Genomic DNA, 25148 nt, shown 5'->3' on the forward strand with positions numbered 1-25148 from the left:
TATGACGCGTTATGCGTGCTTCCAGACAACCTTGTCGATTCCGGCGGCGTCGCGGTAGACGACGCTGTCGGGCGCGGTGCCGTTCTTGACATCGAAGTAGAGCCGCCCGCTGGTCTGGCTGCCTGCGGCGATCGGCCCGTTGGGCAGGCCGTCGACCTCATTGCCCTTCATCACCGCGAACGTTGAGCTGTTGACGGCGCGTGCGTTGAAGTCAGCGATGTTCGGAGTGGGCGAACCGCTTACCGCCCGGGCCGTCACATCCGAGTACCAAATGCCGTCGTTGTGCCCGCTGGGTTGCAGGTCGTTGACGGTGTAGGCGATGGCCCCACCCGGGCTCTGAATCTCTTGGGTTTGACCGAATCCGACCACCGTCGGGTCCGCAGAAGCCGGTGCCACCGCAAGCATTCCGGCCGTCGTGAGGCCGGCCGCTGCTACTGCCGCCTTCTTGGCGATCTGGGAGAACATCACGGTAAAACTCCTTCCGCTAGGTTCTCCCAGGCATATCCGCGCCGGCGGATTTCAAAACCTCAAAAAATCACACTTCGAATCGATAGCCCATCCCTGCCTCGGTGAGCAGGTGTTTGGGGTTCGACGGATCGTTCTCGAGTTTGCGACGCAACTGCGCCAGATAGACCCGAAGATATTGAGTTTCCTTTGCGTATGCCGGGCCCCAAACCTGGGTGAGTAACTCGTCACGGCCGACCAGCTTTCCCCGGTTTCGCACCAGCATCTCCAGCATGCCCCATTCGGTGGGAGTCAGATGAACCTCGCCGCCGTTCTTGGTGACTTTCTTGGCTGCCAGATCCACTGTGAACGAAGCGGTCTCCACGATTGGCTGGTCGGTTTCGGCGGTCGCGGCGTTGCGTCGTGCGGCGGCGCGCAACCGAGCCAGGAATTCGTCCATTCCGAATGGTTTGGTCACGTAGTCGTCGGCACCGGCGTCGAGCGCCTCCACCTTGTCGGCCGAGTCGGTGCGAGCGGACAGCACGATCACCGGCACGGTCAGCCAGCCCCGCAGTCCGGCGAGCACCTCGATGCCGGAGATGTCGGGCAGCCCCAGATCGAGGATCACCACGTCGGGGCGTTGCTCGGCGGCGGCACGCAGGGCACCGGCGCCGGTCGCCGCGGTGACGACTTCGTAGCCGCGCACTGACAGGTTGATCTTCAGTGCGCGCAGAATCTGCGGCTCGTCGTCGACTACCAGGACTCGTGTGCTCATCAGCTCTCTCCCGCCGGTGCGGCCAGGTCTACCACCATGGTCAACCCGCCGCCTGGTGTTTCTGTCGCCGAAATGGTGCCGCCCATCGCCTCAGTGAAACCCCGTGCCACCGACAGCCCGAGACCGACGCCGCTGGTGTTGTCGCGGTCGCCGAGGCGCTGGAACGGATCGAACACGTGCGCTTCGCCGCCGCGGGGCAGCCCGCGCCCTTCGTCGGCGACATTGATCAGGATCCGGTCGCCGACTTGGCCGGCTGTCACCCGCACCACGCTGTCGGAGGCGTAGCGCAGTGCGTTGTCGATCACGTTGGCGAGCACACGTTCCAACAAGCCGACGTCGGCCATCGCGACAGTCGGGCCCACTTCGACCTTCACCTGGTCGAGCCCGCGTCCGAAGATGTTGCTGCGCTTACCGATTCCGATCAGCGCGCGCTGCACGACCTCTTCCAGGTACACCTTGGTCAACTCCGGCCGGATCACACCCGCGGCCAGGCGTGAGGAGTCGAGCAGATTGCCCACCAGGCCGGTGAGCTGATCGACTGATTCCTCCACCGTGGCCAGCAGTTCGGCGGTGTCGTCGGGGGAGAAGTCCACGTCGTCGGCGCGCAGACTCGACACCGCCGCCTTGGCCGCCGCCAGTGGGGTGCGTAGGTCGTGGCTGACCGCCGACAACAGGGAACGGCGCAGCTCGTCGGTCCGCATCACCGCGTCAGCCCGACCGGCCTCGGCGGCCAATTCCTCCTGACGGACCAGTCCGGCCGCCTGCCGAGCCACCACCGACAGCACCCGGCGGTCACGGGAGGCCAACTGCCGGCCCACCATCAGCATCCAGAACTCGTCGTCGCCGACGTCGATCGCGGTGTCCGCGAGATCTACCGAGGTGCACGGATTTTCGCCGACGGAGGCGACGACTTCCGGAGTTGCACTGCTGGTTGGGACGCGGACCAGGCTTACCGCTCGTTGCGCGTAGGTCTCGCGTACCCGCTCCAGCAGGGTGTCCAGGTCCGCGCCGCGCAGCACTGACCCGGCGAACAGCGTCATCAACTCCGCTTCGCGGGACGCGCGGCCGGCTTCCCGGGTTCGTTTGGCTGCGCCGTCGACCAGGGCCGCCACGGCGATGGCCACCAGGAGCAGCACGACTTCGGTCACCGCGACGTCGTGCTCGGCAATGGTGAAATCACGCCGGGGCGCGAGCACGAAGTAGTTCAGCAAGGCTCCGGACAGCAACGCCGACAACACGGCCGGGGCAATGCCGCCGAGCAGGGCCACCACCAGCACGCCGACGAAGAACAGCGCGCTCTGGCCGGCGTCGAAGTAGCGTTCCAGCCAGCCCACCATGATCGCGCACATCAGGCACGGCACGATGACGGCGGCCAACCAGGAGGCTGCGCGCCGCTCCCGCGGCGAGATCGACACTCCGCGGAAACTCGGCTTGGCGTCCTCGTAGGTGACGATGTGGACGTCGATGTCGCCGGACTGCTGCACCACCGCCGCACCGACACCCTCGTCGAGGATGCGGGCCCAGCGGGAGCGGCGCGAAGTGCCGATCACCAGCTGGGTGGCGTTGACGTCGCGGGCGAAGTCCAGTAGCGCGGCCGGCACGTCGTCGCCGATCACGGTGTGCAGCGAGGCGCCCAGGCTGATCGCCAATTGGCGGATCTTGCCCACCCGGGGTGCCGGCGCACCCGAGAGGCCGTCGTCGCCCAGGACATGCAGCACCAACAGGTCACCGCCGGCCTTCGACGCGATTCGTGAGGCCCGCCGGACCAGGGCCTCAGACTCCGGGCCACCGGTCACCGCCGCGACGATGCGTTCCCGTGCCTCCCAGGTCTCGGTGATCTTCTTGTCGGCGCGGTAGCGGGTGAGCGTCGCGTCCACCTGCCCGGCCAGCCACAGCAGAGCCAATTCCCGTAGGGCGGTTAGCGTCTCGCCGCGGAAGTAGTTGGCCAACGCCGCGTCGACCTTCTCCGGAGGATAGACGTTGCCATGGGATAGCCTGCGGCGCAAGGCCTCCGGGGCGACATCGATGAGCTCGATCTGTGCGGCTTGGCGCACGACCGCGTCAGGGACGGTGTCGTGCTGGGTGGTTCCGGTGATCTTGGCGACGACGTCGCTCAGGCTCTCCAACTGCTGCACGTTGACGGTGGAGACCACGGTGATTCCGGCGGCGAGCAGTTCTTCGATGTCTTGCCAGCGTTTGGGATTGCGGCTGCCTGCGGGATTGGTGTGCGCGAGATCGTCGATCAGGACCACTTCCGGGTGGCGGGTCAGCACCGCGTCGACATCGAGTTCCCCGCCGGGCTCGCCGATGATCTCGATGCCCTGCAGCAGCTCCGCGGTCTTGCTGCGACCGTGGGTCTCGACCGCGGCAGCGACGACATCGGTGCCACGGTCGGTGCGGCGGTGTGCTTCACCGAGCATCGCGTAGGTCTTACCGACCCCGGGCGAAGCTCCGAGGTAGATGCGGAGTTCTCCCCGTGGTTCTGCAGGCTGCCCGGCTTGTCTCACGAGACTCACCAGACCATCATCGCGGCAACCGACGGCATCAGCCAGCGACGACAGGCCGCACCATCACAGTCGGTTTGAACCCATACCTGGGGTTGCTCAGGCCGGCCCCGCTGCGGCCGGCCGATGCCACTCCAGGCACGCCGGCCCCCACGGTGTTGACCGTGCTGCCGGCTTCCTCGGCCTCGGTCCAGCCGTGGCTGACCAGGGTGGCAGTGCTCTCGGGGATCGAAGTGGCCGTTGTCGGGACCGCCGCCGGCCAACTCTGAGGCACCGAGAGTCCGCCCACCGGGGCGGCCATGCCGCTGCCGGCGAGCACCGGGGCGCGGCCCAGGGGCGTCGCTGGCGGCGTGGCTACCGAGTCCACCAGTAACGGTGAAGTCACCGCCTCTGCCGCACCGCCGTGGGCGATGGCGATGGCGCTGGCGATTCCGGCGAACGCGTGCCACGCGCCGGCGTTGGTCAGTGCCGAACTGTAGGTCTGAAGCCCGTTCCAGATGCCGATGTTCTGGGTCGAGTTGATGAAGTTGGACAGGAAGTCGGTCAGCCCGCCCTGGGCCGGCCCGGCGGCCAACGGCGCGGCCAGGGTCTGCATGGCGGTCGGCAACCCCGACACCAGCTGCGACAACCCGTTCTGTGCGCTGCCGGCCGAGGCCTGGGCGACAGCTGCACCCTGACCGGCGATCCCGACCGGGTTGGTGCTGGGAGCGGGTGAGCTCAGCGGCTGCAGCGTCCCGGCAAGCGCTGAGGAGGCCGCGTAGCCGTACATGGCCAAGGCGTCCTGGGCCCACATCTCGGCGTACTGCGCCTCCACCGCCGCGATTGCTGCGGTGTTGAACCCCAGGAAATTCGTCGCGACCAGCGCCGCGAACTGTGCCCGGTTGGCGGCGACCACCGCCGGGGGCACCGTCATCGCAAACGCCGCTTCGTAGGCGGCGGCCGATGCCGACGCCTGGGCGGCGGCGTGCTCGGCGGCGGCGGCCGTGGTGTTCAACCACGCCACGTAGGGCCGGACTGCGGCGGCCATCGCCGCTGCGGCCGGGCCCCGCCACTCTTCGTCGGTCAGCGTCGAGATCACTGACTCATAGGAGGCCGCTGTCGTGGCCAGCTCGGCGCCCAGCGCGTTCCATGTCGTGGCGGCAGCCGTCATCGGTGCGGCCCCGGCGCCCGAGTACATCCGAGTGGAGTTGATCTCCGGGGGCAATGCTGCGTAGTCCATGTCGTGGAAGTCCGTTTTCTCTAGTCGGTTTCGGCCAGGCTCGGTTGCCGCTAGACGATCGGCTTGCGCGGCATCACGACCGGCTTGACGCCGTAGCGAGGCCGGCCGAACCCGGGGCCACCACGATCGGAAGAGGCGACTGCCGGTGCCCCGGCGGGCATCGTGGCGGCGCCGTGCGGCTCGGTCGGAGTCGGGCCTGCCGCGACCAGCGGGCGCGGCTCGGCGGCCGGTGCGGCCTCGGCGGCCCACCCCGGCGGCGTTGACAGCTTGTTGAGGCCGTTGCCCTGGCCGGCGGCCCCGGCGACCGGTGCGGCGGTGGCGGCACCGGGCGTGCTCTGGGAGACCAGGTTGCCCTGGCTGACGCCCTCGACGTGGTGAATGACGCCGGACGGGTTGGTGATGAAGCCGGTGCCCAGGCCGGTGAATGCCGAGGCGGCGGAGCCGATGTTCGTGCCGTTCATCGTGGCCAGGATCGCGGAGTTGCTGGCGACTCCGCCCAGCCCGAATGTCGGGTCGGCGACCCCCGAGCCGGTGCTGCCCAGAGCGGAGCTGGCGGTGCCCAATCCGGCCGCTGCCGAGTTGGCGGTCTCGGTCTCCCCGTAGGAATCAGCGCTGACGCGCAGGGTGTGAATGAACATCTCCTGCATTGCCGCGGCCTGCGCGCTGATCTGCTGGTACAGGGTGCCGTAGGCGGAGAACTGGGCGGCCTGCAGTGCGGAGACCTCGTCGGCGGCGGCTGGGGCCAGCCCGGTGATCGGGCCGGCCGCGGCCGCGTTCTGGGCGTTCAGCGCCCCGGCGATCGTCGCTAGATTGCCGGACGCCGCGGCCAGCGCCTCGGGCTGGGTGGTCAGGAACGACATGACATCTCCTCGGCGGATACGAGCCGGACCCCAGCTGGGCTCGGTCACCGTCCACTGTTTCGTCGGACTCCCGACGGCCAGAGGTCGTTAACGAGTTCTTTACGGTCTCGCTCGGATTATTGACGGTTTGCTTTCAGGTCCAGCTGGAGCCCACCGCGGCGTCGGTGTGGGCCATGTTGTTGCCCGCCGACTGCACCTTCTGACCATGGGCGTTGGCCTGCTCGTAGATGACCTGGAAGTTTCGCCCGAGCGCGGTGATGAATTCCTGGCAGGCCACCGAGCCGGCGCCGCCCCAGAAGTCCCCGGCGGCGAGCACGTCGTGCACGATCGCCTGGTGCTCGGCCTCAAGGGCTGCGGCCTGGGCGCGAATCAACGCGCCGTGTGCGTCGACGTCGCCGAACTGGTAGTTGATAGACATCTGAATCATCGCTCCTTGTGTTAGCTACTCAAGATCTGCTGCGAGGCAGCTTCCTGCTGTTCGTACTGGTTAGCGTCCCGGATCAGTCCGTCGCGCACACCATGCAGCATGTTGACGATGTTGCTGAACGCGGTCTGCATCTGGCCCATGGTGTCGTAGGACGTGCGTTCGGCCAGCCCGCCCCAGCCGGCGCCGGAGATGCTGGTCGCCTGGAAATTTTCAAGCCCACATCCGCCGGGCTTCGTCCTCCACGGTCTGGGCGTGCGCATCGAATCGGGCCGCCGTCGAACGCATGGCGTCCGGGTCGGTCATGAAACGTGTGGTCATTGCGGTAACTCCTTGACTTGTTGGTTGTGGTCTTGCGGCGTCAGCCGGCTAGGACCGGATGTGCGACGACACTGGGTTTGAACCCGTACTGAGGCAGATTCCCGCTGGGGCCACCGCGGCCGGCCCCCGCCCCGATCGGCAAGCCGGCCGGTACGGCCGAGGTCCCGTTTGCTGCGGGCATGGTCATGCCGGCGCTTGGGAGTGCCGAGACGGTGCTGGTGGGGGCTCCGGCAGCCCAGTTCTGCGGCACCGACAACATGCCGACCGAACCGGCTTGACCGAGGGCCGCCGATACCGGCGCGCCGCCGAATGCACTCAGCCCGGCCAATCCGGCTGGGCCCAGCGAAGCCACCGGGGCCACCGCGCCGACTGCCGAAGTCAGTCCGCCGGCAGCCGCGGAGCCGGCCGTCCCCAGCGATGATCCCGCGCTGCTGCCGAGACTGCTCAGGAAGCCGACCGCGGTCGACAGTGTGCTGGCGACGTTCCAGGCGCCGGTGTTCACCATCCCGTTGATGCTGTCGGTGATCTGGCTGTTGTCGAACAGGCTGCCCAGGATCCCGGACAAACTCGACGAGGCGGACGAACCCGCGCTGCCCTGGGCCGGTGAGGCCAGACCCTGCAGCACGCTGGGCAGCACCGAGACCAGTTGGCTGGCCTGGCTGTTGCCCGCTGCCGAGCTGCCCGCGGCCTGGGAGACCGCGGCAGCCTGGCCGGCCAACCCGGCCGGGTTGGTGGCCTGGGCCGGTTCGGCGAACGGCGTCACCTGCGACGCGGCGGCCGAACCGGTCGCGTAGCCGTACATGGCTGCGGCGTCCTGGGCCCACATCTCGGCGTAGTGCGCCTCGGTGGCCGTGATCGCCGGGGTGTTCTGTCCCAGGATGTTGGTCGCGATCAGGGCCATCAGCAGGCTGCGGTTGGCCGCGATCACCGGCGGGGGGACCGTCATGGCGAACGCGGTCTCGAATGCGGCCGCGGCCGCGGTGGCCTGGGTGGCGGACTGCTCGGCCTGCGCGGCGGTGGTGTTCATCCACGCCACGAAGGGAGCCGCCGCGGCGGCCATCGACGCCGACGCCGGACCGGCCCACAGCTCACCGGCCATCCGGGCGATCACCGCCTGGTAGGCCGCGGCAGTCGACCCCAACTCCACAGCCAGAGTCCGCCAAGCCGCTGCGGCGGCGATCAGCGGTGCCGCGCCCGGCCCGGTGTACATCCACGCGGAGTTGACTTCCGGTGGCAACGCACCGAACTCCATCATGTTCTTGAGTTCCTTTGTCTTGCTTGGTTTTGCTTGACTCAGCGCGCTGCGATCGCGTTGGCGGCCTCGGTCGCCTCGTATGCTGCCGCGCTGGTCGTCAGAGTGGTGACGAACATCTGGTGAATCGCATTCGCCTGGGCACTGACCGCTTGGTACAGGCCGGCGTGCGCGACGAACTGTGCGGCGGTCAACGCCGACACCGGGTCCGCCGCTGCGGGGATCACGCCGGTGGTCGCTGGGGCGGCTGCCGCGTTCTGGGCGGCCATCGCCGAGCCGATACCGGTCAATTCGCCGGCCGCGGCCGTCAGCTCTACCGGCTGCGCGCTCACGAACGACATCAACATCACCATCTCCTAACCGATCGAGCCGGCACGGTGCCGGCCACGAGATCCACCGTGCCGCAACGGTGCTCGGTTAGCTGTTGCCCTTACGCGCTCTTAACGCAGCGGAATCGAACCTTGATGAGTCCTTGATGTCTAGAAACGGAAAAACCCGACGCAGCCCCCTCTGCTGCGTCGGGTTTCCCGGTCTTGGGCTGACGTTACGCCCAGCTGGAGCCGACCGAGGCGTCGGTGTTGGCCATGTTGTTGCCGGCCGACTGCACCTTCTGACCGTGGCTGTTGGCCTGCTCGTAGATCACCGCGAAGTTGCGACCCAACTGCGCCACAAACTCCTGGCACGCCACCGAACCCGCACCACCCCAGAAATCACCGGCAGCCAGCACATCGTGCACGATCGCCTGGTGCTCAGCCTCCAACGACGCCGCCTGAGCACGAATCAACGCACCGTGCGCATCCACATCACCGAACTGGTAGTTGATCGACATGTTCGTGGTTCTCCTTCTAGCTCGACAGGATCTGCTGCGAAGCAGCTTCCTGCTGCTCGTAGTGGTTAGCGTCGCGAATCAGACCATCACGCACACCGTGCAGCATGTTCACGATGTTGCGAAACGCGGTCTGCATCTGACCCATGGTGTCCATCGAGGTCCGCTCCGCCAGACCACCCCAGCCAGCACCAGAGATGTTGGTCGACGACGCCCACATCCGGCGAGCCTCGTCCTCCACCGTCTGCGCGTGCACATCAAAACGGCCCGCCATCGAACGCATCGCGTCCGGATCAGTCATAAAACGTGTTGCCACTGTTGTGTCTCCTTTTCTGCGGGTTCCGCTGTGTGGTGAGGGGGTTTATCCGGCAACTACCGGGCGGGCCATGACGGTCGGCTTGAAACCGTAGCGCGGGGTGCTCAGACCGAAGCCGCCGCGTTCTGCGCCCATCGGCATCCCGCCGGGCATGGCCGCCATCGACTCGATCTCTTCGGGGGCGGCTGCCCAGCTGCTGCCCTGCAAGGCATTGGCCGTATCGACGGCACTGGCGGCGGGCGCCGCTGCGGCCCACGTCGGTGGCGTGGACAGCTCGCCGACCAAGGTGGCCTGACCCACGCCGGCCGACACAGACGGTGCGCTCGCGGTGAATGCGGACGCGCCGCCCAGCGCGCCCAGGCTGCTCAACGGGCCACCCGGGGCCAGCAGGGCGCCGATGCCGGCACCGGCGGTACCACCGCCGAGGGCGTTGAAACCGCCACCGGAGAAGAACGTGGTCATGGTCGGAATCAAACTTGCGGGGATGAATGCCGCGGAGGTTCCCGTAAGGCTCATCGTGCCGTTGAGCGGGTAAGTCATCAGCGACACCACACCGTTGATCGAGGCGTTTCGGCCGATGGCTTCGAGCAGTCCGGCGAGCGTGGGCGGGGGCAGACCGGCGTCAGCGGTACCAGGCGAGGTCAGCGTCTGAAGCGTGTTGGGCAGCGACGAAATCGCCTGCGCGGCCTGCGCGCTGTTGTTGGCGGCGGTGTTGCCGGTGGCCTGCCCGACCGCGGCGGCCTGGTTGGCCGTCCCGTCCGGGTTGGTGGTCTGGTTGGGCTCGCTGAACGGTGTCACCTTGGTCGCCGTCGCCGAGGACGCGGCGTAGCTGTACATGACATCGGTGGCCTGCGCCCACATCTCGAAATACTGTGCGTCGCTTGCCATGATGGCGGCCGAGTTCTGGCCGACGACGTTGGTTGCCACCAGTTGCTTCTGCTGGGCGCGATTGGCGGCGATCACCGCCGGGGGAGGGGTTGCCGCGTGCGCCGCCTCGAACGCGGCCGCTGCGGCGGTGGCCTGGGTGGCCGCCTCCTCGGCCTTGGCCGCGGTGTCGGCCATCCACGCCAGATACGGCTTGGTGGCCGCCGACATCGAGGCCGATGCCGGGCCCATCCACTCCTCGTCGACGAGTTGGGTGATCGTCGTTTCGTACGACGTCAACGCCGAGGAGATTTCGGCGGCCAGTCCGCGCCAGGCGGAGGCGACCGTCATCATCGGCGTGGAGCCGGGACCGGCGTACAGACGCCCGGAGTTGATCTCCGGCGACAGCAGTGCGTAGTCGATCATGGTTGCTCCTAGACCACCATCGGCTTGGGCATGAATTTGGGCCGGAACCCGTAACGCGGCGTGCCGTAGTTCATGCCGCGCTGCCCGACGCCGGTCGGCACCGGAGGAGGCATGGAGGCCATGTTGTTGTGGGTCTCGGTGGGGACCGCCCAACCGCCGGGGCCGCTGGTCAGCGCCGCAGCGCCCGGGGTGGCTGCCGCCCAGCTCGCCGGCGCCGAGAACGATGTCCCCACCAGGGAGGCCTTCCCCATCCCGGCGGTGACGGCCGGGGTGACCGCGCTGACCCCGAACGCGCTGCTGACGCCGCTGGACAGGCCGCCGCCGAGCGCACCAAGGGCACCGAGTGCACCACCGGGGCTCAACGCCGCCCCCAGGCCACCTCCGAGCGCGCTGCCGGTGGCGGAGGTAAACCCGCCGCCGGTCAAGTTACCGATAAGGCTTGGCAGCAGCGCGGACGGGATGTAGGCCGCTCCGGTGCCCGCGGTGTTGAACAGGTTGTAAACCGGGGTGCCGAACATGTACGCCCAGCCGTTCACCGGGTCGTTGTAGAGGAACTCGATGATCTGCTCGAGCCAGTCGGTCGATGCCGCCGGGGAGGCCATGCTCTGCAGGGCGTTCGGCAGCGACGAAATCATCTGCGCCGTCTGCGCGGTGCTGTTGGCGGTGCTGGAGCCGCCGGCCTGACTGACCGCAGCACCCTGGTTGGCCAACCCGGCCGGGTTGGTGTTCTGGGCCGGCTCGTTGAACGGGGTGACTTGGGTCGCGGCGGCCGAGCCGCTGGCGTAGCCGTACATGGCCGCGGCGTCTTGGGCCCACATCTGCGCGTAGTGGGCGTCGAGAGCTGCGATCGCCGGGGTGTTGATGCCGAGGATGTTGGTGGCGACCAGCGCCGCCTGCTGCACCCGGTTGGTGGTGACCGCCGCCGGGGGCACCGTGGCCGCCCGAGCGGTCTCAAATGCGGCGGCGGCGGAGGTGGCCTGGACTGCGGCCTGCTCGGCCAGCGCGGCGGTGTTGTTCATCCAGGCGATGTAGGGCGCCGCGGCCGCGGCCATCGATGATGAAGCCGGGCCGAGCCATTCCTCGCCGGACAGCTCGGTGATCACCGTCTCGTAGGAGTGGGCGGCCGCGGTCAGTTCGGCGGCCAGTGCGCGCCAGGCCGCCGCGGCGGTCATCATCGGGGTCGAGCCCGGTCCGCTGTAGATCCGCCCGGAGTTGATCTCGGGGGGCAATGCTCCGTAATCCCACATGATCTCCGCCTAACCCGCCGCCGCCGCGTTCGCGGCCTCGGTGGCCGCGTACGACGCGGAACTGGTCTTGAGCGTGGCCACGAACATGTCGTGAATGGCCGAGGCCTGCGCGGCGACCGTCTGGTAGAGGCCGGCGTGCGCGGCGAACTGCGCGGCGGTCAGTGCCGAGACCTCGTCGGCGGCCGCGGGCATGACGCCGGTGGTCGGGGCGGATGCCGCGGCGCTTTGCGCGTTGAGCGCCGCGCCGATCGCCTGCAGGGTGCTGGCCGCTGACGCCAGTGCCTCCGGCTGGGTGGTCACGAAAGACATGGGTTTCTCCTTACGGCGCCCGGTGACTAACCGGCTCCTGGCACCACCGTGGCGTATGACTGGCCGATTGTGAAAGCTGGTTAACCGCTTCTTAACCGCGGTGTCGGAACTCTTTACATGCACCTCAGTGGAGGTGCATTCGCGGTGTGCGGGGCGTCACGATTTCATGGGTCGGCGGCCGAACGACGGCTTGGATGCAAAAGCCGTGCGTGGCGGGATTGGGCGTTCGCCGAAGGGCTTTCGCGTCGCAGTGGCGTGGTCCAGCTCACAGTGACGTCCTGGGCGTGGGCGCGGCCATTTCGGCCCCGCCTGGCTGGCTGTCAATTGGCTTGATGGACAACATTTTTAGTCCGCCTCGCTTCACCGCGCCGGCCGCTCGTTTCGGGGCGGTGAGGGGGCGGTAACGCGGATTTAACATCCAGATCCGGGGGAGTAAACGGTGCGTAACACGCTATTAACGAATGCTCAGCACACTACGAGCTATGAATCGGTTTCTGCTGCTAGCGGGCCTCACCGCCCTGGTCGGTCTGGCGGCCCCGGCGCACGCAGAGCCGGTCGGCAGCGACGCCGCCTTCCTCACCCAGCTGACCGGGGCCGGTCTGAGCCACAAGGGCTCCGACCAGGTCGCCATCTCGGCCGGCCACTCGGTGTGCCAGCTGATGGACGCCGGGCTCACCCCGATGGACACCGTGGTCGCAGTACAGACCACCAACCCCGGCTTCACGCTGCAGCGTGCCGCGGAGTTCGCGCGGATCGCCGCGCAGAACTACTGCCCCGAGCACGCCTGATTTCTTCACCTTTTCGGAGTGCCGGTAGGGCGCTGGCGAGGCCGTCGCGTTAGATTCGCCGCGAGCCCCCATAGCCCAATTGGCAGAGGCAGCGGACTTAAAATCCGCACAGTGTCGGTTCGAGTCCGACTGGGGGCACGGCGTTTGTGCTGGTAGATGGCTTTTCTCGAAGCTAGATGAGCTAGTTGCCCACAGGAAATCCGGCGAGAGTCCGGCCAGTGGGCTACAAGGCCGCGCCGTAGCTAATTCGAGTACTGAGGTACGGGTACGCCCCGAGTTCGGCCCGAATATGCCCCTGGACGCCGGGGTGAGGCCGGGGTGCAGGCGGGCGGTTAGACCGCGCCGCCGCAGCCGCCAGGCGGCGCGAGCGTTCCGCTGGGGAACGCGTCGTCAATGACGCAGTTCATCTCGAAACGCGGGGTGGCGAAGGTGCCACCGGTCATCGCCACGTTGTGCCAATAGCTGCCGTCCGGGAACTTCTCACCGTTGCACCAGGCGACGGCGAGGATGCCGCCTTTGCCGCCGGGGCAGTCGCCCGTCGTGAGGTTGGGCTTCTGAGACGGGTCCGCGTGTGCGGTTCCGACAAAGAGAAACACCGTCGTTGCGGCGACCGCCGCTGCTGCGAAGAGTCTGGCGATCTTCACCCTGACCTCCATTGCTCCGAGTTGATTCGCCCCGCGCCCCGGCGGGTCTAGCGCGATCTAAGCAAATCGGTCGTCCCGGCAGGAGCAAAACCTCCAACCCCGGTCTGTGGGTACAACCGGGGCGGGGGCGGGCGCAGGCGCTAACCCGCCCCGGTTGCGTCTAGGAGGCCGCTGATTCGCGGCCTCATCTGGCCGTAGCCGGGTGAACCCGGCGACCGTGGGCTACCCGGTGCGCATGGCCACCGCGCGGCTACCGCGCCACGGGGTCGCCGGGATAGCCGCGTGCCTCGTTGGGTGGCCGGCGTTTCTGCCGGGGAGTGAGGGATAGCCCGTGCAGTTCCACCGGTGGACACTTCGGCATGTACTGGCCGCCGCGCGACGGCGGTAGCCCGTTCGCATGTGGCGCTACCAGACCCTCGCCCCACGACATCTCCGTGTCGCCGGTTTCGGCTTGGCCGGTGAGCGGGTCGCGTGAGCTGGCGTAGAACTGCTTTTTCCTGGGCGGCGGTTCCCGCCAAGGCTCGGGGGCATGAACACCGGCCACGGTTACGTCGCAATCGTCGTCGGCGCGGTGTAACTGGCATTGGCCGTGATCTGACAGACCACGGCGGCTCCGCGATGACGAGTGCCAACACCGAATCCACGGGCGAAGAATGAATCTTGCAGCGGATAGCCGACCCAATGGCCAGGGATGTGTCGAAGTCCTTGGTACGCCGGGTTGATGTGTTCGCGGAAGCCTACCGGGTTGGCTTCGCTACCCGGCCCGCCGGTCGCCACCAGGGCCACATAGCCCTTCGGCACGTAGTTGCTCTGGATCAGCAAAGCGGACCCGTATGAACCCCACACCTGGAGACCGTTGAACTCGGCGTTGGGGATTGGGCCGTGGACCGTCTCGTTGGAGATCCACGCAGGCATCAGAGCGCTGGGGATGAAGTCGTGCTTCGGCAAAGGCGCGCCTGTGCGGTACTCGACTCCGGCCCGCCACGAGGTCACCGCGGCATCCTCAACGTCCAACGGGTTCATCATCAGCAAAAGCGTTGCGCTATTTGAGGTACCAGGCACGCCGTAGCCGTGCTCCTGCACGTGGCGAATCAGATTCTCGGCATCGGCCGCGTCCAAGACTGTTGAACCGCTGGTGAGGTAGTGGGAGTGGGTGCCATCGAACGTCTGGCCCAGATACGGCGGGGGCGCCATGCCGTCAGCGTTCCACAGGCCGTAGCAGGTGTGGCCCCACTCATTGGGCGCGGTCGCCGGGTCGAATAGACGGTTAAGCACAGTCCCGTTTGTGAGCTTGTTGTCTGCCTCAAACACCCTGGTGACCTGCGCCTGAACTTGCTCCGCCGTAGCCTCTCGAAGGAATTTCCATGTTGCGCGCAAGCTGATGTCGTAGTCCTTGAATGAGTATCCAAGTTTCAGAACATCGCTCGGCGGGCGGATCGCGCGGGGCACGCCAAACTCGGTGGCTTCTTCAAACGAATCACTGCTGATGCTCTGCGGGATCGCATCAGCTACGTTGATCGTGCGGTAGCACAACAGGTTGGCGATGCTCGACCGTTCGGCGTTCCACAGCTCAAGAACCTGCTGCACTTCGGCCCAGATGTCATTGAGGTCAACACCGTCGGCCGTCTGATTAACGAGAACATCGCCCGCTGTTGAAATGCCCTTAGCCATCGCGGCCTCCTGAAGCTGTCGGTGGTCGGGCCGAACGCTACGCCAGTACCACGTTGCGCGAGAGCCGATTACCGGGCCACTGAGCGACGGTCGGCGGACGGTGGCCGACGCCGTCATAACTTCGGCGAGCCGGGGCGGGTCGCGGCTAGGCTCGACGGTAACGCTGAATAGCGTTGCGGCGGCGTGATATACCGCCGCACTACCGACGCTGATTGCAACGGAGGATCACATGGCGCGAGCGCCCATCAAACACCAACCACCGCCCGGGGTCGTGTTATCGACCGTCCCGACGATCCGGGGCCGAGCTGGGGCGTACACCTGGCTCAATGATGTCTTGGGGGTACCGGTGCGGCTGAACTATGTGCGCTCCGCAACCGCCAGGGGCGAGATACCGGCGACCAAAATTGGTGGCGCTTTAGTCTTCTCAACCCAAGCCCTATTCGACTGGATCATGTCACTCACCACGGAGGCAACCGCATGAGCACAATTGACCGCGCCCGCCGCGACTACCTGACGGCGAAGTTTCCCGGCCTCACCGCCCTGCGGCCCATGAGCCCCAACGCCAACACACAAGTACGGGCGACTGACCGGGCCGAACAGATCATCGAAAGGGTATGGGGCGACCGGGGCAGCGATGGCGGCGTGCTGTTCGATCCGGCGCGGGCACCCGCCTTGGCCGAGTGCGCTGATGCCGCAGCAGCCGATTACCACCGACGAGCCGCCAGCGGTGAGCTGCACTGGGATACCGGCGACGGCCTACGCGGCGACTACAACCCCGACGCCCCCGCTGAGCAAGGCGTAGTGCGTATTTGGCGCGTCGACAGCAACCACGTGGACATCGTGCGCGAGCGGTGGCGTGACGCGCCTGGCCGGCGGTGGGGAACCGTTGGCTACACGGCGGGCATGTTAGGGCACGACGTCGAGATGCTGGACTACCACGACTGCGCGGAGCACGGGTGCGATGGCGATTGCGACTTGCGGTGCAATCTGCACATCGCCAAGGCGTGCGGTGGGCCGACGCGGTTACTGCCGGTGGACCGGGGGGCGTTGGTGTTGCTGTTCCGGTGTTGCCGGAACTGTGAGGACTCGGCCGGCACGACGGCAAGCACCAACTTGCAGATCGCCCTCATGGAGGTCCATGACCGCCTGGCGATTAAGCCGACGACCCCAGCACCACCCGCGCGTACTGAACCCCGGCGGATGCGGATGAGGTGGCGGGCCGCGATCCGGCGATGGCTGCGGCGGCGACTGTAGGGGTCGGTCCCGTGGCCTGTGCGCAACCGGACTGACGACCGGATGAGCCGGGGTGGTGCGGGTCGTCTCCTGTACACCGAACAGGCACCCTAAGGCAAGGGGAAAAACGGTAGCGAGTCGCGGCGTTCTTCTCCATGGGGGGGCTGGACCCGGCGACAGGTGCGAGTCCGTGCGTGGCAGCCAGGGACGCGGAATGGCGTTCTCGTCTCGCCGGTGAGCCATTGCCGTTTGGCCCGGTTCGGCCCACGTTTGCTCGCTCTGGCGAAAACCCTCTCTGCGGCCACTCGGACTGGTGGCCCGGTTCGGCCCAGTCCGGACTGTACCGACCAATAGGAATTCTGTTGCAGCAGTACATATTAGGCCAGAGTGGACCGAAACTAGATTGCCTTGCAAACTGTTTCGAGATGGCGTAGGTGTTATGGGACGCCCGTGGAATGGGTCCGTGGGCATGAGGAAAGGAAGATCAAGATGACAACAATGATCAGGAACGGACGTGCACCAACCGTTGAGGATCGGTTAGGCCCCGGCGAGCGATTCGAGTGGGCCTACAGGGACGAACCTCCCCGGAGCCTCAGCGCGAACAGGGTGAATGGCATCTGGCTTGTTACCAAGATGGGTGCCTACGCTGACACCGCGGCGCTCACAGACAAGCTGATTGAGATGGTGCAGCACCACGATCGGAATGGCCTGACGCAAGTCAGATTGAGCCTGTGGGCACCGTGGTGACGTCCTAAACCGGTTTCGCCGCTGTCGAGTTCGCCGGTCTAAAGGTCAGCGGCGCGGCGACGGTTCAAGTAGTATCGGAGTTCGGACCGGCTCTATGCGGGCCGGTGAGCGTTAAGTCTTGGCGGGCGGGCTCTTTCAACTTCAATTGAAAGAGCGAAACGTTCAAATGAAACACGATGACCCGGTGCTCACCGAGCAGCAGCTATTCGAGTACCTGCGCTACGAGCGCGGATTAGTCAGCGTCAGCCGTAATAGCGTGAAGTACGCCGTACTGCGGCGAGAAATCACACCTACGCAAATCGGTTGCAAGAACTGGTTTTCCAAGCGCGACGGTGACGCGTGGATTGAGTCGTGCAAGAGTCCTGAACCGAGCATATTCACGGGCGTCCACGCGGGCCGCGCAGCGAAATCCCATGCAGCCGAGTAAATCGAAATCCCCGGCACACTTTGGCGGGCGCACCGGGGACACCGAACAAACGAACCTGAAGGATCAAGACAGGCGTACCCGATGATACCTGAGCCCGCCACCCGCCAAGACCCCGCCAGCGATGGCGAATACACAGCGTATGACGTGCTTACTGCACTCGGATTCACTGCCCGCGAACGGGTTCCGATATGCACCCGTCTCCCAGGCGAGCCGTTCAGGTCACGACTATCTGCGGTAGGCGACTTGGCCGGCTGGCGTCCAGCGCAGGACCGCGACGTGTGGTTTGGTGTGAACCCTGTTGGGCGGCATGTGCGACAGGGACGCAAGGGCGGTGAAGGTGACATCACCCGCGTGCGGGCGCTGTTCGCCGACTTTGATGTCAAACCGGGCAAAAGCCTCGACACACTCGACCAATGCGGCACCGCGGCACGGACTCTCGCCGACTACCTGGGCGCATCTCCGGTGGCCCTGATCGAAAGCGGCCACGGGCTACAGCCGATCTGGCGTGTCGGATCACCACGCGGCGACAGCAACGTCATCGACCGCGACCGAAGCCGCGATGAGCTCCGCGAGATCTGGTGGCGCTTCGGTGCGGTCGCCCAGGAGGCCGCGCGCAGTGCGATGTGGTCGCCGGATGGCGCGCAGAATGCCCGAACCATCGACGGCGTGTTCAACCTGGACCGGGTTCTGCGGTGCCCCGGCTCGGTGAACTGGAAGAACCCCGACGAACCGGTGCCGGTACGTACCCGGCTGTACGCAGGCGGGCCGGTGGCCCTGCGCGGCTTGGTGGACCGGCTAGATCGCGACGGGGTGCGGCCACTGGCGGCGGTACGCCCGACTGATGCGACGGTGGAGACGAGCTGGGGCGAGGCAACCGAATGGGTAACGCGACAACCCGGCGCGGAACTTCCGGTAGCCGACCTACAGCAACTCTCGCCGAACCGAGCGCTGGGCATGTACCTGGACACGGCACAGCTGGTGCGGGTGATCGCGGACGGCGATGGCGGAGCACATAGGACCATGGTCGCCAAGGTGCTTCATGCGGTCTACTGCGCCCAAGAAGGCCGGGCGGGCCTGGTTTTGGCGCTCAACAATATCGGCAGCGCCTACCTGGAAGTGATGGAAGCCCGCGCGTGTGGGGAAATGGCCGGCGATGCCCGACCGCTGGCGACAGCGGTGCGCGAGATTGAGTCGGCGGTCGTCGGAGCGGTGGCGAAAGCGCGAGGCCGAACGGCACCCCGTGTAAGGGGACGACATCCCCGCCGACCTGCCAGACCGCGCCGTCCGATCCGAGGACGGTGCGTGTGAGCGCCGAATGGGACCCGAGACAAGATGACGAGTTTGCCGCCTTTCTACGCGCCGAGCGACTAGCCCAAGCCGCGCACGCCGAGGCAAGGCGACTGGAAGCTGCTCAAGCATGGTCTGCGCCGCCCTACCCGGCGTCGGCGTATGAGCAGCTTGCCCATGAACCGCCCGACGTTGACTGGATTTTCGGCGATCTGTGGTCCGGGATCGCCCAGGTCAACGCACAGAAGAAGTCCGGTAAGACCACGCTGTTGATGAATGCCGCGGCATCGCTGGTGACCGGCGAACCGTTCCTTGGGCGGTTTGAGGTGGCGGTCGAATCTGATTGCCGCGTGGGCTACTTGAACATGGAGCTGACGAAGGGCCAGTTCAACCGGTGGCTGGCGGATATGGCTCTGCCCGACGATGGGCTGAAGCGGTTAGTGCCGTACCACGGTCGGGAGGATGGTCGGCTGGACCTGACGAACGATGCTGCCGCCGAGTGGGTCGTGCGCTGGCTGCGGGACACCGGGATCAGCGTTCTGATCATGGACCCCTTGGGATCTTTCTACGACCAGCCCAGCGGCGGTGACCCGAACGCGGCCTACTTGCGGTGGTGGGCGCGGCTAGAGCACGTGGTGTTACAGGCCGGTCTGCGGGGCGTCTTGATCGCGCACCACACCGGCTACTCGGAGGACGGCGGCAACCGCGCACGCGGGGCGAGCGCGATGATGGACAAGCCCGACGTGAACTTGACCTATCGGTACAACGTGGGCGACGGCAGCCACACCGACGCGCCTGTTGACTCCAAGCGATACCTCAGTGCTTTTGGTCGCGACGTGGACGTACACGAGTTTGAGGTTGGCTACCACCCGACGACACGACGGTTGTGTGTTACCGGCGGCGGAGGGCGGATCGACGCCGAGGCAGAACGCCAAGCCGAGCGGATGCGCGATGAGGTGCTGCGCGCGGACGCGGCTGACGAAAAGCCGAACAAGGGTGCGCTGTACGCCGCTTTGGGGTGGGAGTTGGGCGGTCGCGGCAAGGCGAGGTACGACCGATTCTACAAGTACGCGATCGACCAGAAACAGTATGTGAAAACGGTGGCGGGTAAGGGGCGCGAAGTCCTCCATGTGCCCGGCGACGGCAGGCCTGAATGGCGGTTCAGCGTGAACCTGAGCCGGAAAACAGGCGAGGGCGAGGCGTCATGAGGAAACTTCAAATGCGCTGGTCACTGACATGTTTCCGAAATTTCCGCCCAAGGAGGGGTCGGGGGCGGGGCTTACTAGATCCCGAGAGGCCATGTAACACAGTATGTTTCCGAATTTTCCGAGTTTCGGGAAACTTCGGAAAGACGTTGTTTCCGCCCTTTAGGGGGGAAACATCTTTCAAGGGGGCTACAGGTCGACATGAAATTTCCGTCGCCACGCGGAGAACCCCATGAACATCTACACGCCCGTCGAAACGCCGTATTGGCTGCAGCCCAACCGGATTAACCGGCGCGGGCACTTGACCCGGCCGCGCCGGAACCCGAACGCGCCGCCCCGGCCTGTGGACTACACCCGACCCGGTACCCGATGAGAAGAGAGAGCGAACGATGAAAGAAACCAATAGCAGCCGTAACCCATCCATGGCGCCCAAGGACAGCCGCGAAGCGACCACGGACTTCAAAACCGGCGCGATGCGGTGTACTGCTAGAAGCTCGCGCACCGGCGAGCCATGCAAACGCCCACCCATGCTCGGCGGGAACGTCTGCTACCACCATGGCGGCGCAGCGCCCCAAGTTAAAGCCAAGGCGCAGAGGCGCTTAGAGCAATCCTGCGACTCCCTCGTGCAGAAGCTCTTGGGGATGGCGCTCGACGGCGACGTGCCGGATCATGTCGCCCTTGCGGCGATCCGCGACGCCTTGGACCGCGCAATGGGCAAGGCGACCGCAACCGTTGAGGTTTCGGCGAAGCCCGCTTGGGAAGAGGTCATGAACGACATCGTGGGGGTCGCGCATATCACGCAAGCGGAGTCCCAAGCCCGTCAAGGCCTGCTGCCCGACGAGCCTCGCGCCCTGCCCGCGCCCGATGATGACCTCGCGGTGATCGACGCGGAAGTGGTCGATACCGCCACGGATCGTGGCCCTCGTGGGCGAACGCCCGCCGACCGGCCCGACGACCCCACCGGCCCCGACGCAACGGCTACGGGCCATGTACGCCCGCCGGGGCGGGAGCTGGCGACGTTGGAGGACGCGACCGCCGACGCCGCCGCCGCGAACAGGGCAGCAGCTCGCTTGGGGCGGGTCCGGCGAATGCGCTAAGCAGCGCAGAACCGCAGGCCAGAGGCTATTTGTCGGTTCGCTGGCGTAGCGTAAACGCCGTAATGACCGTTTCGGCGGTTTAGGCGAAACAAGGAGGACCGATGAGACCACTACTCGTCGCCCTAACCATCGCGGGCGCTGCCTTGGTAGCACCGGGCGTAGCCAACGCGGACCCGGTGCCGTTCCCGTACTGCGCGTATGACCCGACCGGTAACGCGGGCTCATGGAGCGACCCATGCCAGCCGGTCGGGTTGCAACCCGATGGCCGGTACAACCCGCCGGCCATGCAGTGGGCACCGGCCACCGACCCCGATACCGGCCTGACCCAAAACCCCTACGTCGCGGGCGGTGGGCAGTGGTGACCGGGGCGAAGCCGCTGCGCGTGGTCGGCTACGTGCGGGTGTCTACCGCCAAGCAGAGCGACACGGGCCACGGCCTCGGCGCGCAACACCAAGCGCTGGAACATTTCTGCGCCACGCATGGCTACGAGCTGCTGACCGTGACGAGCGATGTGGTCAGCGGTTCGGCATCAGATCGCATGTACGGCAGGGAAGTTGCGATAGCGGCTATCGAGTCGGGCGTGGCCGACGCGCTGCTGGTGCGGGCGCTAGACCGCGCGACCCGCGACCAGGAGGACGCCGCGAAGCTGTTCAAGCGCGCCGAGCGGAACGCCTGGCGGCTGATGGACTGCGATAAGGCCGACAGCGGCGACCCCAGCCAGCGCCTACTCGCGGACATCCGCATAGCGGTAGCCGCTGAGGAACGTCGCAAGATCAGCGAGCGAACCCGCGAAGGTCTCGCCAAGGCACGCAAGTTCGGCACGAAGTCGGGTAGGCCGCTGGGCCGGCCAGTTGAGGTAGCCCCCGCCCTGGCCGAGCAGATCACGCACATGCACACCCGCGACGGTTTGAGCGCCAACATGATTGCCCGACAGCTCACCGAGCGCGGGATACCCACGCCACGCGGCGGGGTGCGGTGGTACCCGACGACGGTCAGCGACATCCTCAAGCGCGCCAACAGAGACGGGGCAGCAGCATGATTGTCTACCCGGTCGGCACACGAGTTCGCCTGCTAACTCCGCACGAGCCGTACACCGGTCAGGTGGGCACGGTTATGAAGCACTTCGATGACGGTGAGGGCGGGCTGGTGCATGTCCTGCGGTACAACCCCGACGAGCCACCCCAGCCGCAAAACCTGAGCTTTCATCTCGCCGACGAGTTGGAGCCCGAGTGACAGCCCCGCGTCGTAGCTCGCGGGCGGTGGTTCGGCGGACGGCACTCGGCGTCCCGTACGCCGCGCCTACGCCGGTGCCGAACCCGGCTCGGCCCGCCGGGGTCGAACCCGCCCCGCAACCACGCAGCGGCCAGGACGGCCCGCCGGAACCGACACGGGTGCGAGCGCCCGACCGGCGCGCGAAGCTCACCGAGGACGACGTGCGGGAGATTCGCGCGGACTACGCGGCGGAGCGCTGGTGCATCAAAGACTTGGCGGACATCTACGGCGTGACCCAGCCGACCATGAGCGCGGTAGTCCACCGGCGCACCTGGCGGCACGTCACCGACCAATCAACCGAAGGGAATTGACCAATGGCCTACATACGGGTCCGAGAGACCAAGCAGAAGCGCAAGGGTAAGCCGGTGCGCGCATACGACGTAGTGGACCGGGTGCAGGTGATCGACCAGTTCGGGTTGCCTATCCCGGCGAACCCGAACTGGCCCAACGGCCCGAAGCAGATGCGCTCCTGGCAGGAGACTTACCCGACGCGTGAGGAGGCGGAAGCACGGCGTGATGAACTTAACGCCGCCAAACACACCACCGGCACGGCGGCGCTGGCTGAACAACGTAAGGCTGGTGACCTACCGCTGGGCCACTACGCACGGGCCTGGCTCGATACCCTCGCTCCAAGAGTTTCGCGGGGCAAGTTGAAGCAGGCGACCGCCGACGAGTATGCGCGTTTGCTTCGATGCTATGTGTTGCCGGAGTTGGGGAGTACCGCCGTAGCACGGATCAACCCGGCGCGCTGTGAGGCGTTCCTCGCGGCCCTGGTCCGGCGGAGCAGCACCCAAGGAAACGGTGAGCCGCTGAGCCCTGGCACGGTGAAGCACGCGTGGGACATGCTGCGGCGTGTACTCAAGTACGCTGAGAAGCACGGTGCAGTTCCCAAGAATCCCACCGCCGCAATCGATTTCGGCGGCAACGGTGCGGTTGGCGATCGTGAGGGTTTCGAGCACCACCCGTTGACCCTCACGCAGGTCGGCGTGCTCGCGGCGGCGATCAGTGGGCACTCACCCGCCGACTACATCGGCCCTGCGCTGCCTTCATACCCGGTCTACGGGCTGATGGTGGAGTTCATGGCGCTCACGGGTTTACGTGCGGCCGAGCTGAGCGGGCTGGAGGTCGGTGACATCGTGTTCGCGCCGAGTGGCGACCCGACGCAGGTCAACGGTAACGTGCGCGTTCGGCGGGCTAAGTTCCGGCGCGGTGGCCAGTGGGTTATCGGCACCCTGAAAACCAAGAACAGCCGACGCACGGTGCGGTTGGAGCCGGGTCTCGCGGGGAAGATAGCGGCCTACCTCGCGGAGCACCCCCGCGCCAACGAGCCGACCGCGCCGCTGTGGCCGAGCCGGAAGAACGGCGGCGGGTACCGGGCGACCGGACAGCGGTACGCGGTGCCGCTGGATTGGTCACAGCCGTTGGCGATGGGGACGTTTTACGACACGATCATGAAGCCCGCGCTGGAAGCAGTCGGTTTGCCCGCGAGTCGGCCTGCTAGGGCTGCGACCGCCACAGCCCCGGCCCGCCCAGCGGTACGCGGGGTACGAGTCCATGACCTCCGGCACACGGCGGCGGTCCTGTGGCTGACGGGAGCAGGCGGGTTGGTCACCCCGGTCCACTACATGCGGGTGGCTCAGTTGCTCGGGCACGCAACCCACACGGTCACCCTCGACACGTACGGCGACTGGATCGAGGACGACAAGACGACCCCGGCCCCGTTGCCCGCGTTGCCTACGACGGGACTGGCCCCGGTGGTGAATCTTGCTGCGAAGCAAGCGAATTAGAACGGCGGTTCGGAAATATCGAGTTCGTTTAGGGCTTCTTGGAGTGCGGCCTCTCTAGCCTTTTGCTTTTCACCCTGCGAGACCAGGGTATACAGATTTTCCAGGTTGACAGGTTGACCCCAACCGCTGTCTTCAATCGTGTCTACGAGGCTGCCATGGGCGTCGTAAAGCTCGAAGTAGTAGGGCTTTTGGCCGTCGCGATCCCGGGAGAAAATTCGCATCGACGTTTTCGTGAGATTCAGTTCGTACACATCGGGTTCAGGCTGTTCCCATAAGTCGTGATCAGCCTCTATCGCGGCACGCGTGCGTGCGGCGAGCCCATCGATCAGGTTCTGAAGGCGCTGATGGTAGTAGTCGTCCTCGATGCTCACTTCGGCTCCTTCACGGTCTGCTGCGCGGATAGAGCACCCAGATTCGATGTCACTTCAGCCATCGTCTTCCGCATCCGGCTTGTCTCCTTGGCCCAATCGGTTTGGGCATCGAATCCAGGGAACTTGTGCTTTAGGTTCGTTGCGGCAATCACTGATGCTTGAATATCTTTCATCGCAGCCGCCTCCGCTTCGACGGCGTCGTCAAGATATTCGCGGCAAGTGCTGGCGTGCCATCGCCAGTCTTGGAGCAGGTGCGCCAAGAGGGTCAGCGATTGATCTAGGATTGCCCGGTCCACCGCCTCCTCGACCGTGCGAAGCTGCGGGAGCAGTACGGCGACAGACGTAGTCTTGAACTGGCCGCGTGCACTTTCAGCCGCGGTCTTGGCGGCCTCCGCCGCCGTCTCGGCGTTCTCTGCCGCAGTCTTGGCTTGACCGATCTGGTAGAAGGCGAAGCCGAAGCCGGTAACGCCGATGGGAACCGTCAGGTAGAAATTCGCCCACTCGAAGACATGCTTCGTGGCTTCCTGCCAGGACACACGCCTCCCCTGCTGTAGTGCGTAACGACTGGCCAGTTTACAAAGCAACGCCGACCGATGGTCCGCAATGCGGCAGTGCGCCGTGCGGCAACCTAGCTAACACCGAAAATCCGGCGAGAGTCCGGCGGCCACGGGCGTATCGGGGCCGTACCCGAGCCGTACTCGTGTCGTACTCTAGCCGTGTGCTGAATGGGTCAAAGCAGCAGGTGCAGTTGCTATTTGAGTTAGCTGACAGGCCATCTACCAGGGGTTACCCGACCCGCTCAATAAGCCGGTCGTCCGTTCTTAAAATCCGC

Annotated in this window: 28 protein-coding genes, 1 tRNA gene and 1 pseudogene; 12 read left to right on the forward strand and 18 right to left on the reverse strand. The window is 66.2% G+C overall.

Annotated elements, in window-relative coordinates:
* Positions 1–9 precede the first annotated feature (9 nt).
* The 14 genes and pseudogenes from MJO54_RS05640 to MJO54_RS05710 all read right to left on the reverse strand — a co-directional run bounded on the left by MJO54_RS05640 (position 10) and on the right by MJO54_RS05710 (position 11787).
* On the reverse strand, positions 10–468 hold the full coding sequence (locus tag MJO54_RS05640) for a DUF1942 domain-containing protein (protein WP_046283969.1): 459 nt from the start codon (positions 466–468) through the stop codon (positions 10–12).
* 67 nt (positions 469–535) lie between these two features.
* The gene (locus MJO54_RS05645) at positions 536–1219 is read right to left on the reverse strand and encodes a response regulator (protein WP_046283970.1); all 684 of its coding nucleotides are present in this window, start codon (positions 1217–1219) and stop codon (positions 536–538) included.
* Complete coding sequence (locus MJO54_RS05650) at positions 1219–3726, reverse strand: ATP-binding protein (protein WP_082977482.1); 2508 nt, start codon at positions 3724–3726, stop codon at positions 1219–1221. Before MJO54_RS05650 ends, MJO54_RS05645 begins: the two co-directional genes overlap by 1 nt.
* Positions 3727–3763: 37 nt before the next feature.
* Positions 3764–4942 carry a PPE family protein gene (locus MJO54_RS05655; RefSeq protein WP_064889859.1) on the reverse strand — a complete coding sequence of 393 codons (1179 nt, stop codon included), beginning with the start codon at positions 4940–4942 and terminating at the stop codon, positions 3764–3766.
* 50 nt (positions 4943–4992) lie between these two features.
* Complete coding sequence (locus tag MJO54_RS23600; RefSeq protein ID WP_046283973.1) at positions 4993–5802, reverse strand: PE family protein; 810 nt, start codon at positions 5800–5802, stop codon at positions 4993–4995.
* A gap of 133 nt (positions 5803–5935) precedes the next feature.
* Entirely contained in the window at positions 5936–6220 is a 285-nt protein-coding gene (locus tag MJO54_RS05670; RefSeq protein WP_046283980.1) for a WXG100 family type VII secretion target, read from the reverse strand.
* Positions 6221–6240: 20 nt separating this feature from the next.
* Positions 6241–6547 (reverse strand): annotated as a pseudogene (locus MJO54_RS05675) (WXG100 family type VII secretion target).
* A 40-nt stretch (positions 6548–6587) separates the two neighbouring features.
* Positions 6588–7799, reverse strand: a complete 1212-nt coding sequence (locus MJO54_RS05680) for a PPE family protein (protein ID WP_105295788.1) — start codon at positions 7797–7799, stop codon at positions 6588–6590.
* A 41-nt stretch (positions 7800–7840) separates the two neighbouring features.
* Positions 7841–8140 (reverse strand): PE family protein, encoded by a 300-nt coding sequence (locus tag MJO54_RS05685; protein ID WP_046283981.1) that lies wholly within the window; start codon positions 8138–8140, stop codon positions 7841–7843.
* A 203-nt stretch (positions 8141–8343) separates the two neighbouring features.
* Complete coding sequence (locus tag MJO54_RS05690; protein WP_047317298.1) at positions 8344–8628, reverse strand: WXG100 family type VII secretion target; 285 nt, start codon at positions 8626–8628, stop codon at positions 8344–8346.
* Positions 8629–8644: 16 nt separating this feature from the next.
* The gene (locus tag MJO54_RS05695) at positions 8645–8941 is read right to left on the reverse strand and encodes a WXG100 family type VII secretion target (RefSeq protein WP_047317297.1); all 297 of its coding nucleotides are present in this window, start codon (positions 8939–8941) and stop codon (positions 8645–8647) included.
* A gap of 45 nt (positions 8942–8986) precedes the next feature.
* Positions 8987–10231 (reverse strand): PPE family protein, encoded by a 1245-nt coding sequence (locus tag MJO54_RS05700; protein WP_105295778.1) that lies wholly within the window; start codon positions 10229–10231, stop codon positions 8987–8989.
* 8 nt (positions 10232–10239) lie between these two features.
* On the reverse strand, positions 10240–11478 hold the full coding sequence (locus MJO54_RS05705; RefSeq protein WP_046285094.1) for a PPE family protein: 1239 nt from the start codon (positions 11476–11478) through the stop codon (positions 10240–10242).
* A gap of 9 nt (positions 11479–11487) precedes the next feature.
* Positions 11488–11787 (reverse strand): PE family protein, encoded by a 300-nt coding sequence (locus MJO54_RS05710; RefSeq protein ID WP_105295777.1) that lies wholly within the window; start codon positions 11785–11787, stop codon positions 11488–11490.
* A 482-nt stretch (positions 11788–12269) separates the two neighbouring features.
* Between MJO54_RS05710 and MJO54_RS05715 the strand changes: the two genes are divergently transcribed.
* Together MJO54_RS05715 and MJO54_RS05720 are read left to right on the forward strand one after the other, a co-directional pair.
* Complete coding sequence (locus tag MJO54_RS05715; protein ID WP_105295776.1) at positions 12270–12575, forward strand: DUF732 domain-containing protein; 306 nt, start codon at positions 12270–12272, stop codon at positions 12573–12575.
* Between the two features lie 64 nt (positions 12576–12639).
* Positions 12640–12713: transfer RNA gene (locus tag MJO54_RS05720), tRNA-Leu, on the forward strand.
* Between the two features lie 194 nt (positions 12714–12907).
* On the opposite strand, the gene MJO54_RS05725 is transcribed toward MJO54_RS05720, so the two are convergent.
* The gene (locus MJO54_RS05725; RefSeq protein WP_240175746.1) at positions 12908–13219 is read right to left on the reverse strand and encodes a hypothetical protein; all 312 of its coding nucleotides are present in this window, start codon (positions 13217–13219) and stop codon (positions 12908–12910) included.
* Positions 13220–13765: 546 nt separating this feature from the next.
* Positions 13766–14890 carry a hypothetical protein gene (locus tag MJO54_RS05730; protein ID WP_240175747.1) on the reverse strand — a complete coding sequence of 375 codons (1125 nt, stop codon included), beginning with the start codon at positions 14888–14890 and terminating at the stop codon, positions 13766–13768.
* A 477-nt stretch (positions 14891–15367) separates the two neighbouring features.
* Here MJO54_RS05730 and MJO54_RS05735 point away from each other — a divergent pair, with 477 nt between their 5' ends.
* From MJO54_RS05735 to MJO54_RS05780, 10 genes are all read left to right on the forward strand, one after another.
* A complete protein-coding gene (locus tag MJO54_RS05735) occupies positions 15368–16144 on the forward strand; it encodes a hypothetical protein (RefSeq protein ID WP_240175748.1) in 777 nt (258 codons plus the stop codon).
* An 844-nt stretch (positions 16145–16988) separates the two neighbouring features.
* Entirely contained in the window at positions 16989–17297 is a 309-nt protein-coding gene (locus tag MJO54_RS05740) for a hypothetical protein (RefSeq protein WP_240175749.1), read from the forward strand.
* A gap of 276 nt (positions 17298–17573) precedes the next feature.
* Positions 17574–18605, forward strand: a complete 1032-nt coding sequence (locus MJO54_RS05745; RefSeq protein ID WP_240175750.1) for a hypothetical protein — start codon at positions 17574–17576, stop codon at positions 18603–18605.
* Positions 18602–19792, forward strand: coding sequence for an AAA family ATPase (locus tag MJO54_RS05750; protein ID WP_240175751.1), 1191 nt, complete (start codon positions 18602–18604; stop codon positions 19790–19792). Before MJO54_RS05745 ends, MJO54_RS05750 begins: the two co-directional genes overlap by 4 nt.
* Before the next feature lie 386 nt (positions 19793–20178).
* Positions 20179–20886: a putative phage terminase small subunit gene (locus MJO54_RS05755; RefSeq protein ID WP_240175752.1), complete on the forward strand. Its 708-nt coding sequence runs from the start codon at positions 20179–20181 to the stop codon at positions 20884–20886.
* 101 nt (positions 20887–20987) lie between these two features.
* Positions 20988–21248 carry a hypothetical protein gene (locus MJO54_RS05760; protein WP_240175753.1) on the forward strand — a complete coding sequence of 87 codons (261 nt, stop codon included), beginning with the start codon at positions 20988–20990 and terminating at the stop codon, positions 21246–21248.
* The gene (locus MJO54_RS05765) at positions 21245–21925 is read left to right on the forward strand and encodes a recombinase family protein (RefSeq protein WP_240175754.1); all 681 of its coding nucleotides are present in this window, start codon (positions 21245–21247) and stop codon (positions 21923–21925) included. The genes MJO54_RS05760 and MJO54_RS05765 overlap by 4 nt, the downstream gene beginning before the upstream one ends.
* 62 nt (positions 21926–21987) lie before the next feature.
* A complete protein-coding gene (locus tag MJO54_RS05770) occupies positions 21988–22119 on the forward strand; it encodes a hypothetical protein (RefSeq protein WP_259602821.1) in 132 nt (43 codons plus the stop codon).
* The gene (locus MJO54_RS05775; RefSeq protein WP_240175756.1) at positions 22116–22469 is read left to right on the forward strand and encodes a helix-turn-helix domain-containing protein; all 354 of its coding nucleotides are present in this window, start codon (positions 22116–22118) and stop codon (positions 22467–22469) included. Before MJO54_RS05770 ends, MJO54_RS05775 begins: the two co-directional genes overlap by 4 nt.
* A gap of 3 nt (positions 22470–22472) precedes the next feature.
* A complete protein-coding gene (locus MJO54_RS05780) occupies positions 22473–23945 on the forward strand; it encodes a tyrosine-type recombinase/integrase (RefSeq protein ID WP_240175757.1) in 1473 nt (490 codons plus the stop codon).
* On the opposite strand, the gene MJO54_RS05785 is transcribed toward MJO54_RS05780, so the two are convergent.
* Positions 23942–24316, reverse strand: a complete 375-nt coding sequence (locus MJO54_RS05785) for a hypothetical protein (RefSeq protein ID WP_240175758.1) — start codon at positions 24314–24316, stop codon at positions 23942–23944. The two genes, MJO54_RS05780 and MJO54_RS05785, sit on opposite strands and share 4 nt — an antisense overlap.
* Positions 24313–24852 carry a hypothetical protein gene (locus MJO54_RS05790; protein ID WP_240175759.1) on the reverse strand — a complete coding sequence of 180 codons (540 nt, stop codon included), beginning with the start codon at positions 24850–24852 and terminating at the stop codon, positions 24313–24315. Before MJO54_RS05790 ends, MJO54_RS05785 begins: the two co-directional genes overlap by 4 nt.
* Positions 24853–25148 lie beyond the last annotated feature (296 nt).

This window comes from Mycolicibacter virginiensis (genome assembly GCF_022374935.2).
In the GTDB taxonomy this organism is placed as follows: Bacteria; Actinomycetota; Actinomycetes; order Mycobacteriales; family Mycobacteriaceae; genus Mycobacterium; species Mycobacterium virginiense.